This is a genomic window from Desulfovibrio sp. (assembly GCF_018379785.1).
GTDB lineage: Bacteria > Desulfobacterota > Desulfovibrionia > Desulfovibrionales > Desulfovibrionaceae > Desulfovibrio.
On sequence record NZ_JAGZUV010000020.1, the window covers coordinates 1 to 20208 of the forward strand.

Annotated in this window: 15 protein-coding genes and 1 tRNA gene; 10 read left to right on the forward strand and 6 right to left on the reverse strand. The window is 62.9% G+C overall.

Features of this window, described 5'->3' with window-relative positions:
* Together KH208_RS06080 and rfaD are read right to left on the reverse strand one after the other, a co-directional pair.
* Positions 1–1140, reverse strand: a 1140-nt coding sequence (locus KH208_RS06080) for a cache domain-containing protein (RefSeq protein WP_291434733.1), incomplete at its 3' end; no start/stop codon positions are given.
* A 139-nt stretch (positions 1141–1279) separates the two neighbouring features.
* On the reverse strand, positions 1280–2251 hold the full coding sequence (gene rfaD, locus KH208_RS06085) for an ADP-glyceromanno-heptose 6-epimerase (RefSeq protein WP_291434735.1): 972 nt from the start codon (positions 2249–2251) through the stop codon (positions 1280–1282).
* Between the two features lie 141 nt (positions 2252–2392).
* On the opposite strand from rfaD, the gene KH208_RS06090 reads away from it, so the two are divergent.
* From KH208_RS06090 to KH208_RS06120, 7 genes are all read left to right on the forward strand, one after another.
* Positions 2393–3232 carry a hypothetical protein gene (locus tag KH208_RS06090; RefSeq protein WP_291434736.1) on the forward strand — a complete coding sequence of 280 codons (840 nt, stop codon included), beginning with the start codon at positions 2393–2395 and terminating at the stop codon, positions 3230–3232.
* An 86-nt stretch (positions 3233–3318) separates the two neighbouring features.
* On the forward strand, positions 3319–3645 hold the full coding sequence (locus KH208_RS06095) for a hypothetical protein (RefSeq protein ID WP_291434738.1): 327 nt from the start codon (positions 3319–3321) through the stop codon (positions 3643–3645).
* The gene (locus KH208_RS06100; RefSeq protein ID WP_291434740.1) at positions 3638–4432 is read left to right on the forward strand and encodes an ABC transporter ATP-binding protein; all 795 of its coding nucleotides are present in this window, start codon (positions 3638–3640) and stop codon (positions 4430–4432) included. The genes KH208_RS06095 and KH208_RS06100 overlap by 8 nt, the downstream gene beginning before the upstream one ends.
* A complete protein-coding gene (locus KH208_RS06105) occupies positions 4429–5592 on the forward strand; it encodes a SufD family Fe-S cluster assembly protein (RefSeq protein WP_291434742.1) in 1164 nt (387 codons plus the stop codon). The genes KH208_RS06100 and KH208_RS06105 overlap by 4 nt, the downstream gene beginning before the upstream one ends.
* Before the next feature lie 90 nt (positions 5593–5682).
* A tRNA-Ile gene (locus tag KH208_RS06110) sits at positions 5683–5758 on the forward strand.
* 274 nt (positions 5759–6032) lie between these two features.
* Positions 6033–8156 (forward strand): methyl-accepting chemotaxis protein, encoded by a 2124-nt coding sequence (locus tag KH208_RS06115; RefSeq protein WP_291434743.1) that lies wholly within the window; start codon positions 6033–6035, stop codon positions 8154–8156.
* Positions 8157–8522: 366 nt separating this feature from the next.
* The gene (locus KH208_RS06120) at positions 8523–9422 is read left to right on the forward strand and encodes a DMT family transporter (protein WP_291434744.1); all 900 of its coding nucleotides are present in this window, start codon (positions 8523–8525) and stop codon (positions 9420–9422) included.
* On the opposite strand, the gene KH208_RS06125 is transcribed toward KH208_RS06120, so the two are convergent.
* Positions 9413–10177, reverse strand: coding sequence for a hypothetical protein (locus KH208_RS06125; protein ID WP_291434746.1), 765 nt, complete (start codon positions 10175–10177; stop codon positions 9413–9415). The genes KH208_RS06120 and KH208_RS06125 overlap by 10 nt on opposite strands.
* A 207-nt stretch (positions 10178–10384) precedes the next feature.
* Here KH208_RS06125 and ggt point away from each other — a divergent pair, with 207 nt between their 5' ends.
* Complete coding sequence (gene ggt / locus KH208_RS06130) at positions 10385–12046, forward strand: gamma-glutamyltransferase (RefSeq protein WP_291434748.1); 1662 nt, start codon at positions 10385–10387, stop codon at positions 12044–12046.
* 136 nt (positions 12047–12182) lie between these two features.
* On the opposite strand, the gene KH208_RS06135 is transcribed toward ggt, so the two are convergent.
* The 3 genes from KH208_RS06135 to KH208_RS06145 all read right to left on the reverse strand — a co-directional run bounded on the left by KH208_RS06135 (position 12183) and on the right by KH208_RS06145 (position 15868).
* Entirely contained in the window at positions 12183–12632 is a 450-nt protein-coding gene (locus KH208_RS06135) for a heme-binding protein (RefSeq protein WP_291434750.1), read from the reverse strand.
* Between the two features lie 78 nt (positions 12633–12710).
* Positions 12711–14633, reverse strand: a complete 1923-nt coding sequence (locus tag KH208_RS06140; RefSeq protein ID WP_291434752.1) for a TRAP transporter large permease subunit — start codon at positions 14631–14633, stop codon at positions 12711–12713.
* A 209-nt stretch (positions 14634–14842) separates the two neighbouring features.
* Positions 14843–15868, reverse strand: coding sequence for a TRAP transporter substrate-binding protein (locus tag KH208_RS06145; protein ID WP_291434754.1), 1026 nt, complete (start codon positions 15866–15868; stop codon positions 14843–14845).
* 634 nt (positions 15869–16502) lie between these two features.
* On the opposite strand from KH208_RS06145, the gene KH208_RS06150 reads away from it, so the two are divergent.
* Together KH208_RS06150 and KH208_RS06155 are read left to right on the forward strand one after the other, a co-directional pair.
* A complete protein-coding gene (locus KH208_RS06150) occupies positions 16503–18416 on the forward strand; it encodes a sensor domain-containing diguanylate cyclase (protein ID WP_291434756.1) in 1914 nt (637 codons plus the stop codon).
* A 68-nt stretch (positions 18417–18484) separates the two neighbouring features.
* Positions 18485–20038: a helix-turn-helix transcriptional regulator gene (locus KH208_RS06155; RefSeq protein ID WP_291434758.1), complete on the forward strand. Its 1554-nt coding sequence runs from the start codon at positions 18485–18487 to the stop codon at positions 20036–20038.
* The last annotated feature ends 170 nt before the right edge of the window (positions 20039–20208 follow it).

A 20208-nucleotide genomic window follows, 5' to 3' on the forward strand; every position in this document is an offset into this window, starting at 1 on the left:
GGCCTCTTCCGCCATTTGCACGGCTTCCTGGGCCCTGGCGGTTTCTTTTTGGGCCAGCTCCGACTGTTCGCGGGCTTCGGCGATGCGGGCCTTGAGCGTACCCACCATGGTACGCAGAGATCCGGCCAACCTGCCGGTTTCATCACGCGCCCGCACCGAGAGAGGCGCGTCCAGATCGCCGCCGGCCACGGTTTCGGCAAAGGCGGTGATGCGCTTGACGGGCGAGGCCAGCATCCTGCCCATGACAAAGGCCACCAGCGCAAAGACCAGAGTGATGCCCAAGGCCGCCAACAGAGCGTTGCGCAGGGCTTCCCGCCGCGCCCGCACGACCGTGTCCAGCGGCTGCCCGGTGAACCACATGCCCACCGGCTTGCCTCCCATGTTCAGAATGGGCCAGTAGACGACACTATACGGCCTGCCCAGCAACTGCAGCTCGCCGGAGACGGTCTCGCCGCGTTGCAGCACGGCTTTGGAGACGGCGGTATTTTGCAGTTTGGTGCCGATCAGCCGCTTGCCGTCCCGGATCAGCGTGGTCATGGCGCGGATGTCGCCTTTGAAAATGGTCGCTTCCAGGCCGGTTTCCTTTTTCAGCCTGTCCACATAGGCTTCACTGGCCAGGGAAATGCCGATGCCCACGGTGCCCACCACCTTGCCCTCGTGGACCAGAGGCGCACCGGCGCGCAGGGTGAAGGGCACCACAGTGCCCGCCACGATGCCCACCACGGACTCGCCTTTGCGGCCCGCGGCCACGGTTTCCTGATTGTTGACGTCATCGCCGTATTTCGGGGAATGGCCCCGGCCGACCACAATGCCTTTTTCATCGGTGATGGTGATGAATTCCGATCCGGCCATGTCCATCAGTTCTTTGCCGAGAGCGGCGGCAGCGGCGTGATCACGCCGCGCCACGGCCTCAACCAGGGCGGGATTGTCGGCGATGAGCCGGGCTTCTTTCAGAAATTTTTCGCTGTTGGCGTTGTAGGTGGCGTCCGTGGTCGCTTTGGCCAGTTGCGTGGTGGCGTCGATGCTGGCATCCAGGGGAGGCTCCAGAAGGCGCATGGTCGTCAGAAGGACGGCCGTGCAGGACAGGGCCACGGCCACAACCACAAGCGTGATGATTTTCCCCGCAATAGGCAAACGCATGCTTCTCCTCCACTTCTGAAAAAACCCGAACCATGGGGCGCGCCCAGTCCAGCGCATAGGGCGCGTTTTTCCGGCACACGACCGGCTGGCCGCATGTTCGGAGAGCTTCTTCTTATATCGGCAGATTTCCCCGATTGGCTTACAGGTATGAATCCTCTTTCTCAAGATAATTGCAGACGTAATCGGCCACGCCCTCTTCCAGGGAAGTGAAACCCAGGGGACAGTCCACGCGGGCCAGCCAGTCCATGTCGGCACGGGTGTAATTCTGGTACTTGCCGCGCAGTGTTTCGGGCATCTCCACGTAGTCGATGCGGCACTCCCGCCCCAGCGCGGCAAATACCGCCCGGCCCAGGTCGTTGAAGCTGCGGGCCGCGCCCGTGCCCACATTATGGATGCCGCTGACGTCCTTGCGCTCCAGCAGCCAGGCCAGCAGGGCCGTGCAGTCCTTGACGTAGACGAAGTCGCGCTTCTGCTCGCCGTCGGCCAGGCCCGGTACGTCGGATTTGAACAGGGCCAGCCGCCCGTGCTCCCGGATCTGGCGGTGGGCCTTGACCACCACGCTTTGCATGGAACCCTTGTGGTATTCGTTGGGGCCGTAAACATTGAAGAATTTCAGGCTGACCACCTCGCCGCGCAATTTCTCGCGCAACAGCCAGAGGTCGAAGAGCTGCTTGGAGTAGCCGTACATGTTCAGAGGCGCGAGGCGGGGGATCAGGGCCGGATCGTCGCTGAACCCCAGGCTGCCGTCGCCGTAAGTGGCCGCGGAGCTGGCGTTGATGAAGCGCGCGCCCTTGTCCAGGGCATAGCGGCAGAGATCGCGGCTGTAGTGGAAATTGTTTTCCATCAGAAAGTCCGCGTCGCGCTCGGTGGTGGAGGAACAGGCCCCCAGATGGACCACGGCCGTGACCTTCCAGGGCAGGACGTCGCGCCGCATCAGCTCGTAAAAGCGGTCGCGGTGCAGATAGTCCACATAGCGGCGTTTGACCAGATTGCGCCATTTTTCGCTGCTGGCCAGATTGTCCACCACCACGATTTCGTCCAGATCCATGCGGTTCAGCTGCCAGAGCAGAGCGCTGCCGATAAAGCCCGCGCCGCCGGTGATCACGTACATAAAAGCCTCCGTAAAACCATGCTAGCCCAAAGCCCGCGCGGCCCGCAAGCCTCCGGCCGGGGCTTTTCCCACTGTTCCGTTTCAGGTATATAAAAAGCCGTGGGCCAGGGGGGCCGCCCACGACAAAAAGGGGGTGAGACAATGGAAAGGGGAAAACTGACGCCCAATCTGGGGGTGATCATCAATGAGGCGGTTCTGGCCGTATTCCGCAGCTTCATGAAAAAAGTGAACCTGACGGCCAAAGCGGGGCTGATCATCAATCTGCTGGTCATGCTCCTGTATGTTTACGGCCTGCGTGACGAATTTTCCCGGGATGCAAGCAGCGACATGATCGCCGGCCTGTTGATCGTCGGCTTCCTGCTGTCCCTGGCGGGCCTCACCATGCTGGCCCGCGGCAATCCGGCGGGTGGGATTGTCGGGGCCGCGGGCAGCGCGCTTTTCATCCCCGCGGGGCTGGTCTGCATGATCGGCTGCTTCCAAGCCAGGGACAAACTCCGCTTCGCGGACTATGCCACCGGCGCGCCGACCAAGCCCGCATCCTCCGAAACGCCGCTGGCCGCCTATGAATTTACGGATGAGCGCCTGCGCGGCCTTCTGATGTTGCTGTTCAGCGTGGCCATGGGTTGCTATTTCCTCGCTCATGGGGAAGTCGCAGGCGCGGGTTCCGGCTTCCTCCTGGCGTCGCTGGGCATCGCCATAATGGCCAGAAGCAACAACCGGGAACAACGGAAGGCCTACGCCCTGTTCCGGGACCGCCTGGAATGCCTTCCTGGCGCGTGGTCGGAGCCCGTTTCCATCCCCTATGCGGACATTCTCGCGGTTGAACTGTACTGGCACAAGGCCCGTCTTTCCATCAAACGGCCGGAAGGGGAAGAAAAAATCATGCTCCGCTTCAGCGGCATCCCGGAGCGCAAGCGGAACGAGGCCCGCGAGATCTTCGCGGCCAAAATGCGCGAACTGGGCGTGCTGCGCGAAGCGTGACGGGCCGCGTCCCGCCGCGCTCCGGGGCTGGACAGCGCGGGCCAAGTTTGCCATCATACACAGATTGCCATTACAAGGGGTAGTGTATGGAAGTGTGCATCGCCAATATGCACGGCAAAGCGGTCATGCTGGAGCTGCGGGAAGGCGTGGTCTTTCTCGACAATGAGTCCCAGCCCATCAAGAACGTCACCGAAGAGGAACTGGCGGCCTTCAGCGAGGCCGTCCGGGCCATTCCCTACAGCACGGATCCGGGCTACGAGGCTCTGGTCAACGCCAAGCGCGCGGCTTTCATCGTCACTCTGCTGGGCAGAGCCGTGGGCGACGAGTGCATCTCCCAACTGACCCATATTCTGGATCATGTGCATTACGACGTGCTGGAATACCTTGGGGAAAACGGGGACAGCGATGCTTGAAATCCATAATCTGCACGTTTCGATCAAGGGCACGCCGGTGCTCAAGGGCATTGACCTGAGCATCCAGTCCGGCGAAACCTTTATTCTTTTCGGGCCCAACGGTTCGGGCAAGACCACCCTGCTGATGACCCTGATGGGCGTTTCCGGCTACGAGGTCACCGAGGGCCGGATCATCTTCAAGGGACAGGATATCACCCGCGCTCCCATGTACGAGCGGGCCCGTCTGGGCATCGGCATGTCCTTCCAGCGCCCGCCCACCATCCACGGCCTGCCCACGGGCAAGCTGGTGGAGCTCTGCGGCCGGGGACGCGAGATGGACATCCCGGCCATGGCCCGCAAGGTGCACTTCGACCAGTTTCTGGACCGCGACGTCAACGCGGGCTTTTCCGGCGGCGAGATCAAGCGCTCGGAACTTTTGCAGCTCATGGCCCAGCGGCCGGACCTGCTGCTCTTCGACGAGCCGGAATCCGGCGTGGACCTGGAAAACATGGCCCTGGTGGGCAACACCGTGCGCCAGTTGCTGGACGGCGTGCCCGACGCCTGCAGCGCCACCCTGCGCGAGCGGGAGCGCAGGCGTTCCACCAGCGGACTGATCATCACCCACACCGGCCACATTCTGGAATACGTCAACGCGCACCGGGGCCAGGTCATGTATCACGGCAAGCTCTGCTGCGAGGCCCGGCCGCGCGAAATTCTCGACCACATCGCCAACCACGGCTATCAGGAATGCCTGCGATGTCTGGCAGGCGACATGTACGGCAAAATCGCGGAGGCGCCCCTCGTATGAGTACCGTGGATCTCTCCCGCTTTTCCTTCAGCGGCGGTGAAAACGCCGCTCCCATCGACGATCTGACCCGTCTGCCGGCCGAGGACCGCGAACGCCTGGTGCTGGCGGGCATCGACGTCAACGACCGCCAGGTCAGCGGCGCGTTCATGCAGCTCAACCACGCGGGCGTACACTGCGAGACGCGCCGGGACGGCCTGGACCTCATGGACATCCGCGCGGCCCTCAAAAAGTTCGACGGACTGCCGCGCTATTACTGGCGGCTGCTCGATCCGGACAAGGACGACTTCACCCGCATGGCCCGCGAGCACCTGAACGGCGGCTACTTCGTGCGGGCGCGCAAGGGCGTCAAAATCAGCGAGCCCGTGCAGTCCTGCATGTTCATCAAGGGGCACGGCGCGGGCCAGAGCATCCACAACATCGTGGTGGTGGAGGAAGGCGCGGAGCTGCACATCCTGGGCGGCTGCGCCACGGCCCACGAGGCGCGCGACGCCGCCCACCTGGGCATTACGGAATATTATGTGGAAAAAGGCGGCAAGCTGACCTTCACCATGATCCACAACTGGGGCGACAGCACCACGGTGCGGCCCCGCTCCGCCGGGCGGGTGGAAGCCGGAGGCGAGTTTCAGAACAATTACATCCTGCTCAAGCCCGTGGGCGATCTGCAGATGTACCCGCTTATGGAACTGACCGGAAACAATGCGGTGGCCCGCTTCAATTCGGTCATCGTGGCCCCGGCCGGCTCATACGTGGACTGCGGCAACCGCATTGAACTCAACGCCCCGGACACGCGCGGCGAGGTCATCTCGCGGGTGCTGACCACGGGCGGCACGGTGATCAACCGCGGTTACATCGGCGCGGCGGCGGCCCCGGCAAAAGGGCATCTGGAATGCAAGGGCCTGATTATGGGCGGCGGACGCATCCATGCCATCCCGGAGCTGAACAGCAATCAGGACGGCGTGGAATTGTCGCACGAGGCCGCCGTGGGCAAGATCGCCCAGGAGGAAATCGAATACCTCATGGCGCGCGGCCTGGACGAGGATGAAGCGGCCTCCACCATTGTGCGCGGTTTCCTCAATGTGGAAATCATGGGCCTGCCCGCGCCGCTGAAAAAAGCCATGGACGAACAGATCGCCCTGCTGGAAACCGGCCACGCCATGTAGCGGCATGCCGCGGAGGCGAGCGCGCCTCCCGCCTGATCCGCCCAATCCGCCTTGACCGGCGCGGCTGCTTCCGGCTATACGAAAGCTCTCGGGCCTATAGCTCAGTTGGTAGAGCCTCCGGCTCATAACCGGCAGGTCCCAGGTTCAAGTCCTGGTGGGCCCACCAATGCAAGTTCCGCCAAAGTCCGCCGAGGTTCGCAAGACCCCGGCGGGCTTTGCTTTTATGAGGAATTGCGCTCCGCTGGAGTTCGTCCGAGATATTCATCTTTCCGATGATTCCTCATAAATTTATTCATAATTTCACATTGTTGCATGATTGAAGGATATATTTTACTGAAAACGTGAATTTCACCATATATTTTTTTGGCTTGCAGTCTTAGTTTTTTTGGATTTTGACCGTTATAAACGAAAGCTGCTTCTTTGGAACAAGGAGATGGGATATGGGGATCAAGGGAAGAATGATGCTTATGCTGGGACCGTTCATAGTCCTGGTGTTCATGGCGCTGACATTTGTTTCCCAATGGGGAACGCAGACCATAGCCCGGCAAAACGCCGAGACGGAAGCCTCTCTCATGGCGCTGGAACAGGCCCCGCATGTGCTCAGCGTCATCAACAAGGCCGCCGCCGACACCGACACATTCGGCAAACTTCTGGTTTCACTCCATGCCGGAGGCACCCGCGACCGCATGATCATGGGCGGACTGTTACGTGATTTTCTTGACGGCAACAAGGAATACCAAGGTGTCTGGGTGGTATGGGAGCCAAACGCATTTGACGGGCGCGACGCCGATTTTCTGGGCCACGAGTACAGCGGGGAAGACGGTTCCCTGGCTATGTACTGGTATCTGGGCGAATCCGGCTCCATCGAAGTGACGGGCGTCAACGTGCGGGGAGAGTCGTTTTACACCATCCCCAAGGCCTCCGGGAAACTGACGCTTATCGAGCCGTATATTGATCCGGCCGCCCAGCCTCCGGTGCTCATGACCACCATCACCCTGCCGCTGGTGGAAAACGGCAAGGTGCTCGGCGTGTTCGGCATCGACATCGCCCTGGGCAAACTATCCGAGCGTATCGCCAAGATAACTCCCTACGGCACCGGGTATGCCAACCTGTTCTCGAATACGGGCACCATTGTGGCGTCGGGCGATCCTGTTGCGGGCAAGGGCCTGGACGCCCTGCCCGCGGAGAATACTGCCGCCATCCGCGAAGTCATTACCCAGGGCAAGCCGTATCACGGCCAGCTGACCCGTGACGGACATGAATACCTGGCCACCTTCACGCCCATCACCGTGACGGAAGGCTCCCCGGCCTGGTCCCTGGAAGTGGCCTTGCCGCTTGATCAGGCCATGGCCGAAGCCAATCGCTCATTGTGGCGGACTATCGTCATCAGCGCCGTCGGCATTGCCGTCCTTATCGCGGGCCTGCTGTTCGTTGCCGCCTCTCTGTCCGCGCCTTTAAGGCGCGTGGCCGCTTACGCCGCCACCGTGGCCGGAGGCGATTACCAGGCCGGGCTCGACAAGCGCGGCTTCAAAGGCGAACTGGCCGTGCTGGGGCAGGCCCTTTCCACCATGGTCGCCAATCTCATTGAAAAAATGAAAGAAGCGGAAAGCCATAAGCAGGCCGCCGAGCGCGAAACCGCCATCGCCCGCGAAGCCACCTGTCAGGCGGAGGAAGCCCGCAAGCAAAGTGAACAGGCCCGACGGGAAGGCATGCTGCAGGCGGCAGCTCAATTGGAAGGCATTGTCGCAGGCATTTCCGGAGCGTCGGCCGATCTGTCCGAACGCGTGCGTCAGGCCGAAAACGGCGCCGCCCAGCAGGCGGCCCGGGCCGCTGAAACCGCCACGGCCATGGAAGAGATGAACTCCACCGTGCTGGAAGTGGCTCACAATGCCGCATCCGCCGCCGAAGCGTCCACCGGTACCAGGACCAAGGCCGCTGACGGCGCTGCCGTGGTGCACAAGGCCGTGGACAGCATTCAGGCCGTTCAGAAAAAATCCCTGGAGCTCAAGGGGGACATGAGCGCCCTGACCCGGCACGCCGAATCCATCAACCAGATCATGAACGTCATCTCCGACATCGCGGACCAGACCAACCTGCTGGCTCTGAACGCCGCCATCGAAGCCGCCAGAGCCGGCGACGCCGGGCGGGGTTTTGCCGTGGTGGCCGACGAAGTGCGCAACCTGGCGGAAAAAACCATGACCTCCACCACCGATGTGGGCAACGCCATCAAGGCCATCCAGAACAGCGCCGCCACCAGCAGAACTCAGGTGGACAGCGCCGTGGCGGCCATCGAGGAGGCCACGCTCTACGTCAACCAGTCCGGCGAAGCCCTGACGGAAATCGTGGGCATGGTGGACAATACGGCGGATCAGGTTCACGCCATCGCCACGGCCAGCGAACAGCAGTCAGCCACCAGCGAGGAAATCAACCGTTCCATCAGCCATGTCAACGCCATTGCGGAAGAAACCGCCCAGGCGATGCGGGAGGCCACGGGCGCCGTGTCCGATTTGTCGGGCCAGGCCCAGGCCCTCACGGCATTGATAGAGCAAATGAAAAAGAGCTGACAACAGCCTACAACGGCCACCAATGCAAGTTCCGCCAAAGTCCGCCGAGGTTCGCACAACCCCGGCGGGCTTTGCTTTTGTGGGGATCAGTCTCCGGCGGCGTTCCTTGACGTTCATTGACAGCTGAAAATTTTCCAGGCTATTGCCTAAGGGCAGCCCGCTTTCAGCAACATCCCTTACACAAAAGGTCCTGCTCCGCTGTAATGCCGCCCCGCGCGGCGAAAGCCACGGGACAACAAATCATAAAATCATATACGTCCGCACGTCGGCAGCGCTCCGCTGCCGCGCCGACGAGGGAACCCTTTCTTCCCTCATCTCCGGAAACCTGCTTGCCAAGCCCCCGACGGCAAAACGACGGGAGACTATATGGGCTTTTTCTACAGTCTGCTGGCCGCGGCCACCTTCGGCCTGACGCCCTTTTTCAGCATCCCGCTGATGCGCAGCGGCCTCAGCCCGCAATCCGTGCTGTTCTACCGTTTTCTGACGGCCACCGTCATCATGGCTCTCATCCTTCTGCCCCGCCGCCGTCTTCTCCCGCCCTGCCGCAGCGACATCGCCAAGCTGGCCGGGGTGAGCCTCATGTACATGCTGGCGGCCCTGACTTTTTTCTGGAGTTTCGCCTACCTGCCCAGCGGCGTGGCGGCCACCATCCACTTTCTCTATCCGGTCATGGTCATGCTTTTCATGGTGTTCTTCTTCGGCGAGCGCTTTTCCCCATCCACCGCGCTGGGCGTGCTCCTGGCCCTGGGCGGCGTCTTTCTGCTGGGCAACGCCTCCCCGGACAACAGGGGCATCACGGATACGGGTCTGCTTCTGGCCCTGCTCTCGGCCCTGTGCAACGCGCTCTACATCACCGGCATCTTTGCCGCGCGCCTGCGCTGCAAAGACGGCCTGATCATCACCTTCTGGCTATTGCTCTTCAGCACCCTGACCTCGCTGGGCAACGCACTGGTCACGGACAACCTGCAATGGCTGCAAAGCCGCTGGCAGGTCGAACAAATCTGTCTCCAGGCCCTGGTGACGGCCGTCATTTCCAATCTGGCCCTGGTTCTGGCCGTGCAGCGCATCGGCTCCACCCTGGCCTCTGTACTGGGCGCCACGGAACCGCTTACCGCCGTGCTGGCGGGCATCCTGGTTTTTGAGGAAGCCTCCACCCTGACGGTCTGGTGCGGCGTGGCCCTGGTCTGCCTTTCCGTGGCCGTGGTCATGCTCGGTCCGCAGTGGCCGCGGCGGTCCCCGGCCCCGGACGGCGGGGCTCAATCCTGAGCCGGACCGCCGTAACGGGCAACGGAACAGGGCAGGCCCACCACGCACTTGCCGCAGATATCCGCGCCCGGATAAAGGGCTTCATTCTTCTCGCACATTTCCAGGCAGAGCCGGCGATCAAAAGTCTGCACGCTCAGAGCCCCGGTGGGACATCGGCGGGTGCAGCGCCCGCATGCGCCGCTTTTTTTGTACAGGCAGCGTTCTTCCAGCACCCTGGAATCGGGCTTCGCCTCCAGATCCGTGACAATGGAGTAATACCGGCCCACGCAGCCCACATCGGAAATCAGCATATTGTTGAGCCCGAAACTGCCGTGCCCGGCGATCCAGGCCACATGCTTCTGGGACCAGCGGCTGTAAATGATTTCGCGGCTGATCATGCCCGTGTCATGGGGAATTGCCGCCCGGCCTCCCCGAGCCCTGATATTCTCCACCAGGCGTTCATTGAGTTCGACGGCCATGGCGTTAGTGGCCAGATAGGCCCCGGCCCAGGCGGCGGAACAGTGAAAGCCTTCTTTGTTGCCGTCGGCAATGGCTTTTTTAAAAGGAATGAACCAGGAAACCACCGTCCGGGCGCCCGGCAGATAGTCTTCCGGCAGATAATGGTTCGGGACGACGATCTCTTTCAGACGGGCGAACAGAGGGTCGCGGGCGTCGGCGCAACGCGCCAGCGGCGGCTCCCAGATCGGCTCCAGGCCGTTTTCCCGGACATACTCCCGGACCAGACGCCATAAAGCCTCCGCAATGACTTCCCGCATGGCCGCCTCCGAGGGAATTTTGAGACTTTCCTGTTGAAGCCATAGGCTGCCGGGGGATGCGGGTCAACGCCTTTACTGAGCCGGACGGATGGGCTATAGAAACGGGATATCTTCACAACCGGCCGCAATGGTTGAAAAATCGTCCTTCAAGGGGCCCCCGGCCCACCGGGAGGCGTAAAACGCGGCGCAAGGCCGCCCGAGGTGCGCATGAACACCACCGTCCGCTACTCCGCCACAATTCCCTCCGGCATCAACCCTCTGGGGCGCAAAGGCATGGTCAGCACGCCCCACTATCTGGCTTCCCAGGCCGGGCTGGACGCCCTGCGCCGGGGCGGCACGGCGGTGGACGCGGCCATCGCCGCTTCTGCCGTGTTGTCCGTGGTCTATCCGCACATGTGCGGGCTGGGCGGCGACAGTTTCTGGCTGATTTACGACGCCGCGCGCGGCGAGCTCAAAGCCCTGAACGCCAGCGGCCGGGCGGCCGCCTCGGCCAGTCCGGAATTTTACGCGGCCAGGGGGTTCAAAGCCGTGCCCGCGCGCGGCTATATGGCGGCCTGCACCGTGCCCGGCGCGGTGTCCGGCTGGGACGAGGCCTTCAAACTGAGCAAGACAGGCATGGGTTCGCCCCTGTCCTGGGCGGAGTTGCTGGAACCGGCGCGCGGCTACGCGGAAGACGGCTTTCCCGTGGGCCATTCCCTGGCCCACTGGCTGGCCGTGGACACCAGCGGGCAGGGCGCGGGGCGCGGCCTGCATCAGTTCCCGGCCTTTCTGGACGTTTTCTGCAAGGAAAACGGCCGTCCCTACACCCTGGGCGAAACCCTGCGCCAGCCCGATCTGGCCGGCAGCCTGGCCCGTCTGGCCCAAAACGGCGCGGATGAATTCTACCACGGCTCGATTGCCCGCGCCATCGCGGACAGCATGATGCTGCACAGCGGCCTGCTGACCGTGGGAGACATGGACGATCACCACGCCGACTGGGCCGAACCGCTGCGCATGCCCTACCGCGGCCTGACGGCCTGCAGCGCGCCTCCCAACAGCCAGGGCATGGCCGCGCTGGAGATTCTGAACATCTGCAACAACCTGGATATGGCCGCGCTGGGCGAAGGCAGCGCCGACTACTATCAGGCCATGGCGGAAGCCGTGCGCCTGGCCTTTCAGGACCGGGACCGCTGGCTTTCGGACCCGGCCTTTGGGGATATTCCCCTGGACCGGCTGCTTTCGCCGGAATACGGACAAGAGCAGGCCAGGCGCATCCGTCTGGAACAAAGCTCCGGCCCCCTGCCGCCCCTGGCTCCGGGCGGTGATACGGTTTGGCTGGGCGCGGTGGACGCGGCCGGCAACGCGGTTTCCATGCTCCAGAGCATTTATCACGAATTCGGCTCAGGCATGGTGGCCACGGGCACCGGCATCCTGTTGCAGAACCGGGGCTGCGCCTTCTCGCTGGACCCGGCGCACGTCAACTGCCTGGAGCCGGGCAAGCGCACCATGCACACCCTGACCCCGGCTATGCTGCTCAAGGACGGCAGGCCCTGGCTGGTCTACGGCAGCATGGGCGGTGAGGGCCAGCCCCAGACGCTGGCGGCCCTGACCACCCGCATTGTGGATTTCGGCCTGGCCCCGCAGGACGCGGTCAATGCCCCGCGCTGGCTTCTGGGCCGAAGCTGGGGCGCGCCCGACAACGACCTCAAGCTGGAAGGCCGCGTTCCCGAAAGCGTGGTCGAGGAATTGCGCCGCCGCGGCCAGCCCGTGCTCATGGTGGAGGATTATACGGAAATCATGGGCCACGCCGGGGCCATTCTCTGCGGCGAGGACGGCCTTCTGCAGGGGGCGTCGGACCCGCGCGGCGACGGCCAGGCCGTGGCGCTGTAAATCCGCATACGGCAAAAGAAGCCTGAAGACGTACGGCCTTCAGGCTTTTTTTATGCGCGCCACCAGGAATCCGGCGCAGATGGAAAGCGGGACGTCGCCCGGATCAGCATCTTCCCGCCTTTCGTGCATGGATATTTTAGTCGTTTGATGTTGGACCGCCCACTCCCAGCAGCGCCGCCGCCAGCCGCCCGGCCAGCACCTCGTCCTCCGCGGGTTTGCGGCCGCTGACGCCCACGCCGCCCACAGTCCGGCCCTCCAGGCACAGGGGCACGCCGCCCGCCAGACTGGTCAGCCGGTGTTGGGGGCCGTCGCAAAAATCCGCCAGACTCAGATGCTCGCGCTCCAGACGGGCGTGCAGGGCGCTGGTGGGCGTTTCCAGCACGGCGGCGGTATAGGCCTTGGCTTGCGCGATGGGCGTGCCGCGCCGTTTGGCCCCGGCCATGCGCGTGTAGTGCAGCAAATCCCCCACCGCGTCGCAGACCGCGATGCAGAGAGGCGCCTGGCCGTCGCCTTCCGCCCCAGCGGCCAGATCGGCCACGGCGCGCAGGATGCGGGCATGATGCAGCATATCGGGCTGTCCGGACATGTCGGATTCTCCTTCAGGCAATGAAGAGGCCCGCCGGTCTTTTTTCGACCGGCGGGCTTGTTGTTGCAACCTGTCCGCTTACAGGAGGAAGAGCGACAGGCTCGGCCAATAGGTCACCAGCAGCAGGATGACCAGCATGGTCAGGATAAAGGGCACGGCCGCCCGCGAAACCAGCTCGATCTTCTGCTTGGTGATGCCGCAGGCCACGAAGAGGTTCACGCCCACCGGCGGCGTCACGAAACCGATGGCCAGGTTGACCACCATGATCACGCCGAAATGGATGGGATCCACGCCCACCTTGGTCACCAGAGGCAGCAGAATGGGCGTGAGAATCACGATGGCCGCCAGGGCCTCCATGAAGGTGCCCACCCAGAGCAGCAGCACATTGATCAGCAGCAGGATGGCGATCTTGTTGCTGGTCAGGTCCAGAATGGCCGCCGCGATGCGCTCGGGCACCTGCTCCAGGGTCATCACATTGCCGAAAATGGTCGCCATGGCCATCAGCATGATAATGACCGCCGAGGTCTGGGCCGACTCCACGCAGCACTTCCAGAGCGAGGCCAGGGACAGCTCCCGGTAGACGAAGAGGCCCACCAGCAGGCCGTACATGGCAGCAATGGCCGCCGCTTCGGTGGGGGTCATCAGGCCGCCGTAGATGCCGCCCAGCACGATGACCGGCACCAGCAGGGCCCATTTGGCCTCCCACACGGCGCGGCCGATGGTTTTCAGGCTGCGGGGGCGGGCCTCGCCGCGCCAGCCGTTTTTACGGGCAATGACATAGGCCGTGGCCATCAGGGCCAGGCCGGTGAGAATGCCCGGGGTGATGCCCGCCAGAAAGAGCTTGCCCACCGAGGCCTGACCGGCCACGCCGTAAACCACGAAGGGATTGCTGGGCGGGATCATCACGCCGATGGCCCCGGCGGCGGCCACCACGGCGGCGGCAAAGAGCTTGTCGTAACCGCGTTCGACCATGGCCGGGATGGTCAGGGTGCCGATGGCCGCCACCGTGGCCGGGCCGGAACCGCTGATGGCCGCGAAGAACATGCAGGTGGCGATGCTGGCGAGGGCCATGCCGCCGGCCAGGCCGCCCACCAGTTCATCGGCCAGGGACAACAGGCGGCGGGAAAGGCCGCCCGCGCCCATGAACACCCCGGCGGCGATGAAGAAGGGGATCGCCATGATGGGGAAGTTGTCGATGGAGGTAAAGGCCACGCTGGCGATATAGCTCACGGGCAGGGTGCCCGCGCCCACCACGGTCATCAGGGCCGCGATGCCCAGGGAAAAGGCGATGGGCACGCCGATCAGCAGCAGAACCACGAAATAGCCGAAAAGCAGCGCGATGGCGTTCAGATCGTCAAACAGCAGCACCGGCGCGAAGAGCAGAGCCGTGAAGGCCGCGCCCGCCAGCGCGTCCCGCCAGGAAGAGGCCCGCAGCTGGCGGACCAGATCCTCCAGAGCGCGCAGGGTCATCAGGCCGAAGCCCAGAGGCAGGATCAGATAGGGAACGGCATAGGGAATGCGCAGGGCCGCCGTCACCTGGGGCATGGCGAGCTGCATGCTGATGTGTTCCACACCCTCCATAAAGACGAACACGCTCAGGATCAGCAGGCAGAGATCCACCACGATCCAGCTCAGGCCCTGAACGCGGGGCGGCAGCCGGTCGTAGATGATGTCCACCCGGATGTTGCCGCGCTGGCGGATGGCCAGGGGAATGGCCAGATAGGAGATCCAGATGAAGATGTAGCGGGACAGTTCCTCGGACCAGACCGACAGGCCCACATAGTGGGAAACGGTTTCGCGGACCCTGCCCACCGGCAGAAAACTTCCCAGCCAGGCGCTGAAACGGGGGCCGTCCAGCAGGGCCAGCAGCTCGGTGATGGAATAGCGGTAGACGGTCTGGTAGGTGATGATCCCGATCATCAGGAGCATGCCCACGACCAGAAAGGGTTTTTCCAGATTGGCGTCAAGCAGACGCAGAAATTTACGGGCGGATGAGGACATGGGATACTCCGTACGGCAAACAGCCGGGAAGAACGCGCCGGATCGCCGGAAGAGCCGGTCGGTGTGAGCAGGCCCGCTCCGCCGCGCCGTGCGGACGGATCAGGAAATCAGGCGACATCATCAGAAGACCGCCGCGCCGCGGCGCGGCACATGACGCCGGGCCGGGCCCGAAAGCGCGGCCGCGCTCCCGGACCCGGCGGCACGGATGTTTACTTCTGGGTTTCGAGCACCATTTCCACCAGTTCGGGCGGGAACTTGTCCTGGAACTTATCCCAGACCGGACGGGTGGCCTTGCGGAAGGCGTCAAGCTGTTCGTCGGTCAAATCCACGATCTTGATGCCGGCCTTGATGAAGCCTTCGCGGGCCTCGGCCTCGTTCTTGGGATAGAGCGTGGTACGCTGATAGGCCAGGGCTTCGGCAGCGGCCTCGCGGATGACCTTCTGGGCTTCGGGGGGCAGCTTGTCCCACCAGGCCTTGTTGGCCATCATGACCTGCATGCCGTAGTTGTGGGCCGTGGTCACGGCGTACTTCAGCACTTCGTGGTGCTTGGCGCCGTACATATGGGGGAAGGTGTTGCCCTCGCCGTCCACGGTGCCCTGCTGCAGGGCCGTGTAGGTTTCGCCCCAGGCCACGGGCGTGGGATTCATTTTCAGAATCTTGGCCACTTCCACTTCCACGGCGGAATCCGTGGTGCGCATCTTCAGACCGGCCAGGTCTTCCACCTTGGACACCGGGCGGTTGATGGTCACGAAGTTGCGGTAGCCGTATTCGGCGTACATGATCGGCTCCAGGCCGATGTCGTTGGCGACTTTTTTGAAGTACTCGCCCAGCTTGCCCGAATCGATGGCTTTATACAGCTTTTCCTGATTCTTGGGGCTGGTGATGTACGGCAGGTCAAAGACCTGATAGAGAGGAGAGAAATTGGCCATATTGGGAGTGGAACTCACGGCCATTTCCAGGCTGCCCTTCTGGGCGCCCTCCATCAGCACGCGGTCGCTGCCCAGAATGGCGTTGGGGAAGACCTGGACTTTGATCTTGCCGCCGCTCTTCTGCTCCACCAGTTCCTTGAACTTTTCAAAAGCCAGGGTGATGTGATTGCCCGGAGGCGTGGTATGGGCCACCCGGAATTTGATTTTGGGACCGTTGTAATCGGCGGCATGGGCCGTAACGGCCGGTCCCGCCATCAGGGACAACGCGGCCGCGAAGCCCGCTGCGAGGGAAAACATCCTGTTCATGGCAACCTCCTGCCTTTGTTCAGGTTATGGCGTGCGATAACGCCCAGGGCCGTATTCTCAAGCGCATGCGGCGGCGCGTCGCAAGGACGTGTTCCGGTCCTCCGGCGCGCGGCCCCCGGCCCCAAGGCCGACGCCGCACGGCTCGCCGACGCTTCCGGCGCCGGTTTTTCCGAGCGTGTTCTTTTCAGCACAAAGCCCGAAAGCCAACAATCGTTCAGGGAAGTAATTTGCGGGAAAAAGGCGGAAATCCTTTTTGCGCGTAGCCCGCAAACAACGTCATACCTAAAAGGATGACATTGATATCTCATTGAAATCAAAATAGAAATCAGATATGCTCCACGCACGGAACCCGATCTTCCTCCGCAGCCGCAAAACGCGCAAAACGCAATTTTTTCATGCCTGCCCGGAAGCGCCGGGCTTGCCGGAAAACGAAAAAGGGCACGCCGGAAAACCCGGCGCCGCTTTTCCCCGACTTTGTGCAAGTTGTCGCTATTTCGCCGGGCATCGCCGCCCGCCGCCGGTTCTTTTTTGATTTTCCTCCACGTTCCTTTGGCGTATGCATGCGTGCTGGGCGACGAACACTGTTCCAACATAAGAACTTTTTGGGGAAACGGCCGGGACGGAGGCAAAAAGCGTGAAAGACAATCACCTGCTGCGGATCAATCTGAACATCACGGTCATTCTGGTCATCGGCTTCGCACTGACCGCCGTGCTCAGCTACCGGGCGAACTACCAGGCATCCCTGGACAACATCGAGCAGGTATCCTCCCTCACGGCCGAGGGAATCTACTACCGGCTGACGACCAGATTTACAAAACCGGTCAATATTTCGCTGACAATGGCCCACGACAACCTGCTGGTCAGACATCTTACCGGCGAAGCCCGACATCCGGAGGACCGGGCGTACGTCGAAACCACCAGGGAATATCTGGACACCTACCGGGAAAAATATGGTTTTGATTCGGTCTTTCTGGTTTCCACGGCCACGGGACGCTATTATAATTTCAAGGGCATCGACCGTGTCCTGACCAGGGACAATCCGGAAAACACATGGTATTTCCGCCTGATGAACAGTGATCAGGAATATGACCTGCACGTGGACAACGACGAAGTGCACGGCGCGGACAATAAAATAACCGTCTTTGTGAACTGCAAGGTCAAGGACTCCGCGGGCAGGGTGCTCGGCGTGGTGGGCGTGGGCATCCGCATCGACTCTTTGAAGGAACTGCTCAAAAGTTATGAGGAAAAATACCGTGTGACGGCGAGCCTGATCAGCAAAAGCGGCGGCATCGAAATATCCACTACCCGTACCGGCGATGAAAAAAAGGACTGGTTCGAGACCTACCGGCAGGAGGCCATCCGGAAGAAGATTCTGAGCTGGAACAACGACTCCTCAAGCCTGACGCTCTGGACGCCCACCGCGCCCCTGAGCCGTGAAAAGAGCTTCATCGTTGTCCGCTACATTCCTGAACTGTCCTGGAATCTGGTTGTGGCCCAGAACACCGGGCTCCTGATCAGCGAAATGCGGGCGCAGCTCTACCAAACCTGCGCTATCCTGCTTTTTGTCATAGTTGTCGTGCTGGTCATCGTCACGACCGTCATCCGAAAATTCAACAAGCGGATCACCCAGTTGATGGAGGAACGGCAGGCTTTTTTCAAAAAGGCCACGGAACAGATATATGACAATATCTGCGAGTTCAATATCACCCGGAATTGCGCGGAACAGGCATGGACCGGGGAATATTTCGAAACACTCGGCGCCAAGGGGCTTCCTTATGATCAGGCAATACGCATCATTGCCGAAAAGCAGATCAAAAAGGAATTCCGGGAGGGCTATCTGGCGATCTTCGAACCCCGGAACGTCATGCGGGAGTATGCGGCCGGAAACAATCATCTGCGCTATGACTTCATGATCAGTCAGGACGGAACGGAGTACTCCTGGACACGGGTGGACGCGCACGTTTTTTACTCCGCGGAAGACAAATGCCTCCACATGGTCACCTACCGGAAAAACATTGACGGGGAAAAGGAAAAAGAACTGCAGGCCGTGACGGATGAAATGACGGGCTTTTATACCAAGAAAGCCACGGAACGGGCCATCTGCGAACTGCTTTTCCAAAGGCCGGACAACCACTACGCTTTTTTCATTTTTGACATCGACAACTTCAAGCAGGCCAACGACCGCTTCGGCCATGCCTTCGGTGATATCTGCATCCGGACCTTCACGGACATCATCAGACGGCATTTCAAAGAGCGCGCCGTGCTGGGACGGATCGGCGGGGACGAGTTCGCCGCCTTTGTTCCCATTCCGGACAGAGAGTGGGCGGAGCGCAAGGCGGAAACGCTGTCGGCCGCGCTCTGCACCGAGTGCCTGGACGGCCCGGCCCGCTGGCGGATGACCGCGAGCATCGGCGTGGCCCTTGCTCCGCAGAGCGGAACGGACTTCAACACCCTGTACCAGAATGCCGACGCCGCCCTCTATCAGGTAAAGAAGAGAGGGAAAAACGGCTTTTCCGTCCATGCCGGCACGGCGGCGCGCGGCTTTTGAGCGCCGGCGCGCGGGCGCGTCCCGCGACGGCGGCGGGACGTGGAACTTAACTCTGCCCGAGGTACGCCTTGAAAGAGCTTCGCTATATCCTGGGCGCGGGCTGCCTGAATGCCTGGCTCTGGCTGGTCTTCCGCAGCTACGGCGACCCGGAGCCGTTCCTGTTCAATGACGAATTCGGGCGGCTGTTCGCCGTGCTGCCCTGCGCCGCGCTGTTCCTGCTGCTGTTCGGCCTGTGGCGGGAACGCCTGCGCGCCGACGGCATGCTGGCCCGGCTCTGGATCGCGGGCTGCGCGGGCCTGATCAGCCCGCTGCTGCTGAGTCTGGATCTCGCCCTGTTCGACAATGCCGCAGCGGGCGCGGTGATCAGCGCGCTGGCGGGTTTCGGCTTTGCCGTGGGCTTCACGGTGCTGGGCATGGGGGTGGCTTCGCTCTCGCGCACGGGCATCCTGGTGGTGGTCAGCGGCGGCATCATCGCCAGCCGCGCCCTGATCCACGGCCTGCTGAGCCTGCGGCCGGAGAGCCTGCTGCTTCTGCCCGTGGTCTTCGCCCTGGCGGCCAAACTGCTGCTGGAGCCGCCCCCGGCTCCGCCCGCGTCGCCGGAAGCGGCGGACAATCCCGCCCAGAGCGACAGGAGCGGCGCGCCGGAATCCGCCGAAATGACCGCTCCGCCCGGCCTGACGGGCCCGGCGGGCCTGGCGCCGATCTACGCCGTCTACGCCCTGACCGGCCTCAGCCACGGCCTGTACTACAGCCTGCTGGCCGTCATGGAGCCCCTGCTGCCCCGGCCCAAGCCGCACCTGCTGCTCATTGTGGTGCTGAGCTGCCTGATTTCCCCGCTCTGCATCCATCTGGCACGCCGGGCATCCATCTGGCGCACCATCCTGCTCATGGGCCCGCTGCTGGTGGTGGGCTATACGGCCTGGCCGCTGCTGCACCGCGAATCCCCGGCCCTCTCCCTGGACAGCCTGCACTTCGCCTACAGCCTGCTGGGCGTCTACAGCTACACCACGCTGTTTTACGCGGCCTCCTGGCTCAACGCGCGCCGCCGGGGCAACGGCATCCGGCTGATCGGCTTCGGCGGAGCCACGCTGCTCTTCAGCCTGCTGCTGGGCACCTATGCCCTGCCCGCCATCCGCGCCAGCCTTTCCCACGGCACCACGGTCAACTATCTCTTCGCCCTGCTGGCCGTCACCATTCTGCTGTCCAGTTCCGCCTACGTCTTCCTGCTGGAACAGATGGGATTCTGGGAAGCCGCGCCGCCCGGCCGCCCGGCCCGTCCCACGCGGCCCCTGCCGGGCGCGTTCTCGCCCGTGATCCAGATCGAGGCAGCGGCGCAGGGCCCGCAGGAGGCGCAGGAGGACGGCCCGCTTCCGCCGGAAGCCCTGAGCCAGGAAGACTGCGAACGGCTTTTCCGCCAGCTCGGGCTGACCCGCCAGCAGGCCTGCATCGCGGCCATGCTGGCCCGAAAGCGCCATGACGCCGATATCTGCGCCAGCCTGAACATTTCGCCCAGCACGCTGAAAACTCATATCCGCAATATCCTGCGGCGGCTGAACATCAACAGCCGTCACGAGCTGCCCTGGCTGGCCTGCCGCGCGGCGGGCGGCCAGAGCGAGGAATAAGGCGGAAGGATTGCCCCTGGGCGGAGGGACGGCGCGGCCGCCTCCCCCCGTCCCCCGGCGGACGCAACACGGAAAACGGCGACACGCCCCTTCTCCGGAGGGAAAAGGGGCGCTCTCTGAAGCGGACCACTGCCGCCACGGCCGGGCGGGCCATCGTGCCGCTCCGCCGG

Bases quoted from the DNA above. Each gene is read 5' to 3' on its own strand.
- rfaD (WP_291434735.1), bottom strand. From the start codon at position 2,251: ATGTACGTGATCACCGGCGGCGCGGGCTTTATCGGCAGCGCTCTGCTC.
- KH208_RS06090 (WP_291434736.1), top strand. From the start codon at position 2,393: ATGGAAAGGGGAAAACTGACGCCCAATCTGGGGGTGATCATCAATGAG.
- KH208_RS06095 (WP_291434738.1), top strand. From the start codon at position 3,319: ATGGAAGTGTGCATCGCCAATATGCACGGCAAAGCGGTCATGCTGGAG.
- KH208_RS06100 (WP_291434740.1), top strand. From the start codon at position 3,638: ATGCTTGAAATCCATAATCTGCACGTTTCGATCAAGGGCACGCCGGTG.
- KH208_RS06105 (WP_291434742.1), top strand. From the start codon at position 4,429: ATGAGTACCGTGGATCTCTCCCGCTTTTCCTTCAGCGGCGGTGAAAAC.
- KH208_RS06115 (WP_291434743.1), top strand. From the start codon at position 6,033: ATGGGGATCAAGGGAAGAATGATGCTTATGCTGGGACCGTTCATAGTC.
- KH208_RS06120 (WP_291434744.1), top strand. From the start codon at position 8,523: ATGGGCTTTTTCTACAGTCTGCTGGCCGCGGCCACCTTCGGCCTGACG.
- KH208_RS06125 (WP_291434746.1), bottom strand. From the start codon at position 10,177: ATGCGGGAAGTCATTGCGGAGGCTTTATGGCGTCTGGTCCGGGAGTAT.
- ggt (WP_291434748.1), top strand. From the start codon at position 10,385: ATGAACACCACCGTCCGCTACTCCGCCACAATTCCCTCCGGCATCAAC.
- KH208_RS06135 (WP_291434750.1), bottom strand. From the start codon at position 12,632: ATGTCCGGACAGCCCGATATGCTGCATCATGCCCGCATCCTGCGCGCC.
- KH208_RS06140 (WP_291434752.1), bottom strand. From the start codon at position 14,633: ATGTCCTCATCCGCCCGTAAATTTCTGCGTCTGCTTGACGCCAATCTG.
- KH208_RS06145 (WP_291434754.1), bottom strand. From the start codon at position 15,868: ATGAACAGGATGTTTTCCCTCGCAGCGGGCTTCGCGGCCGCGTTGTCC.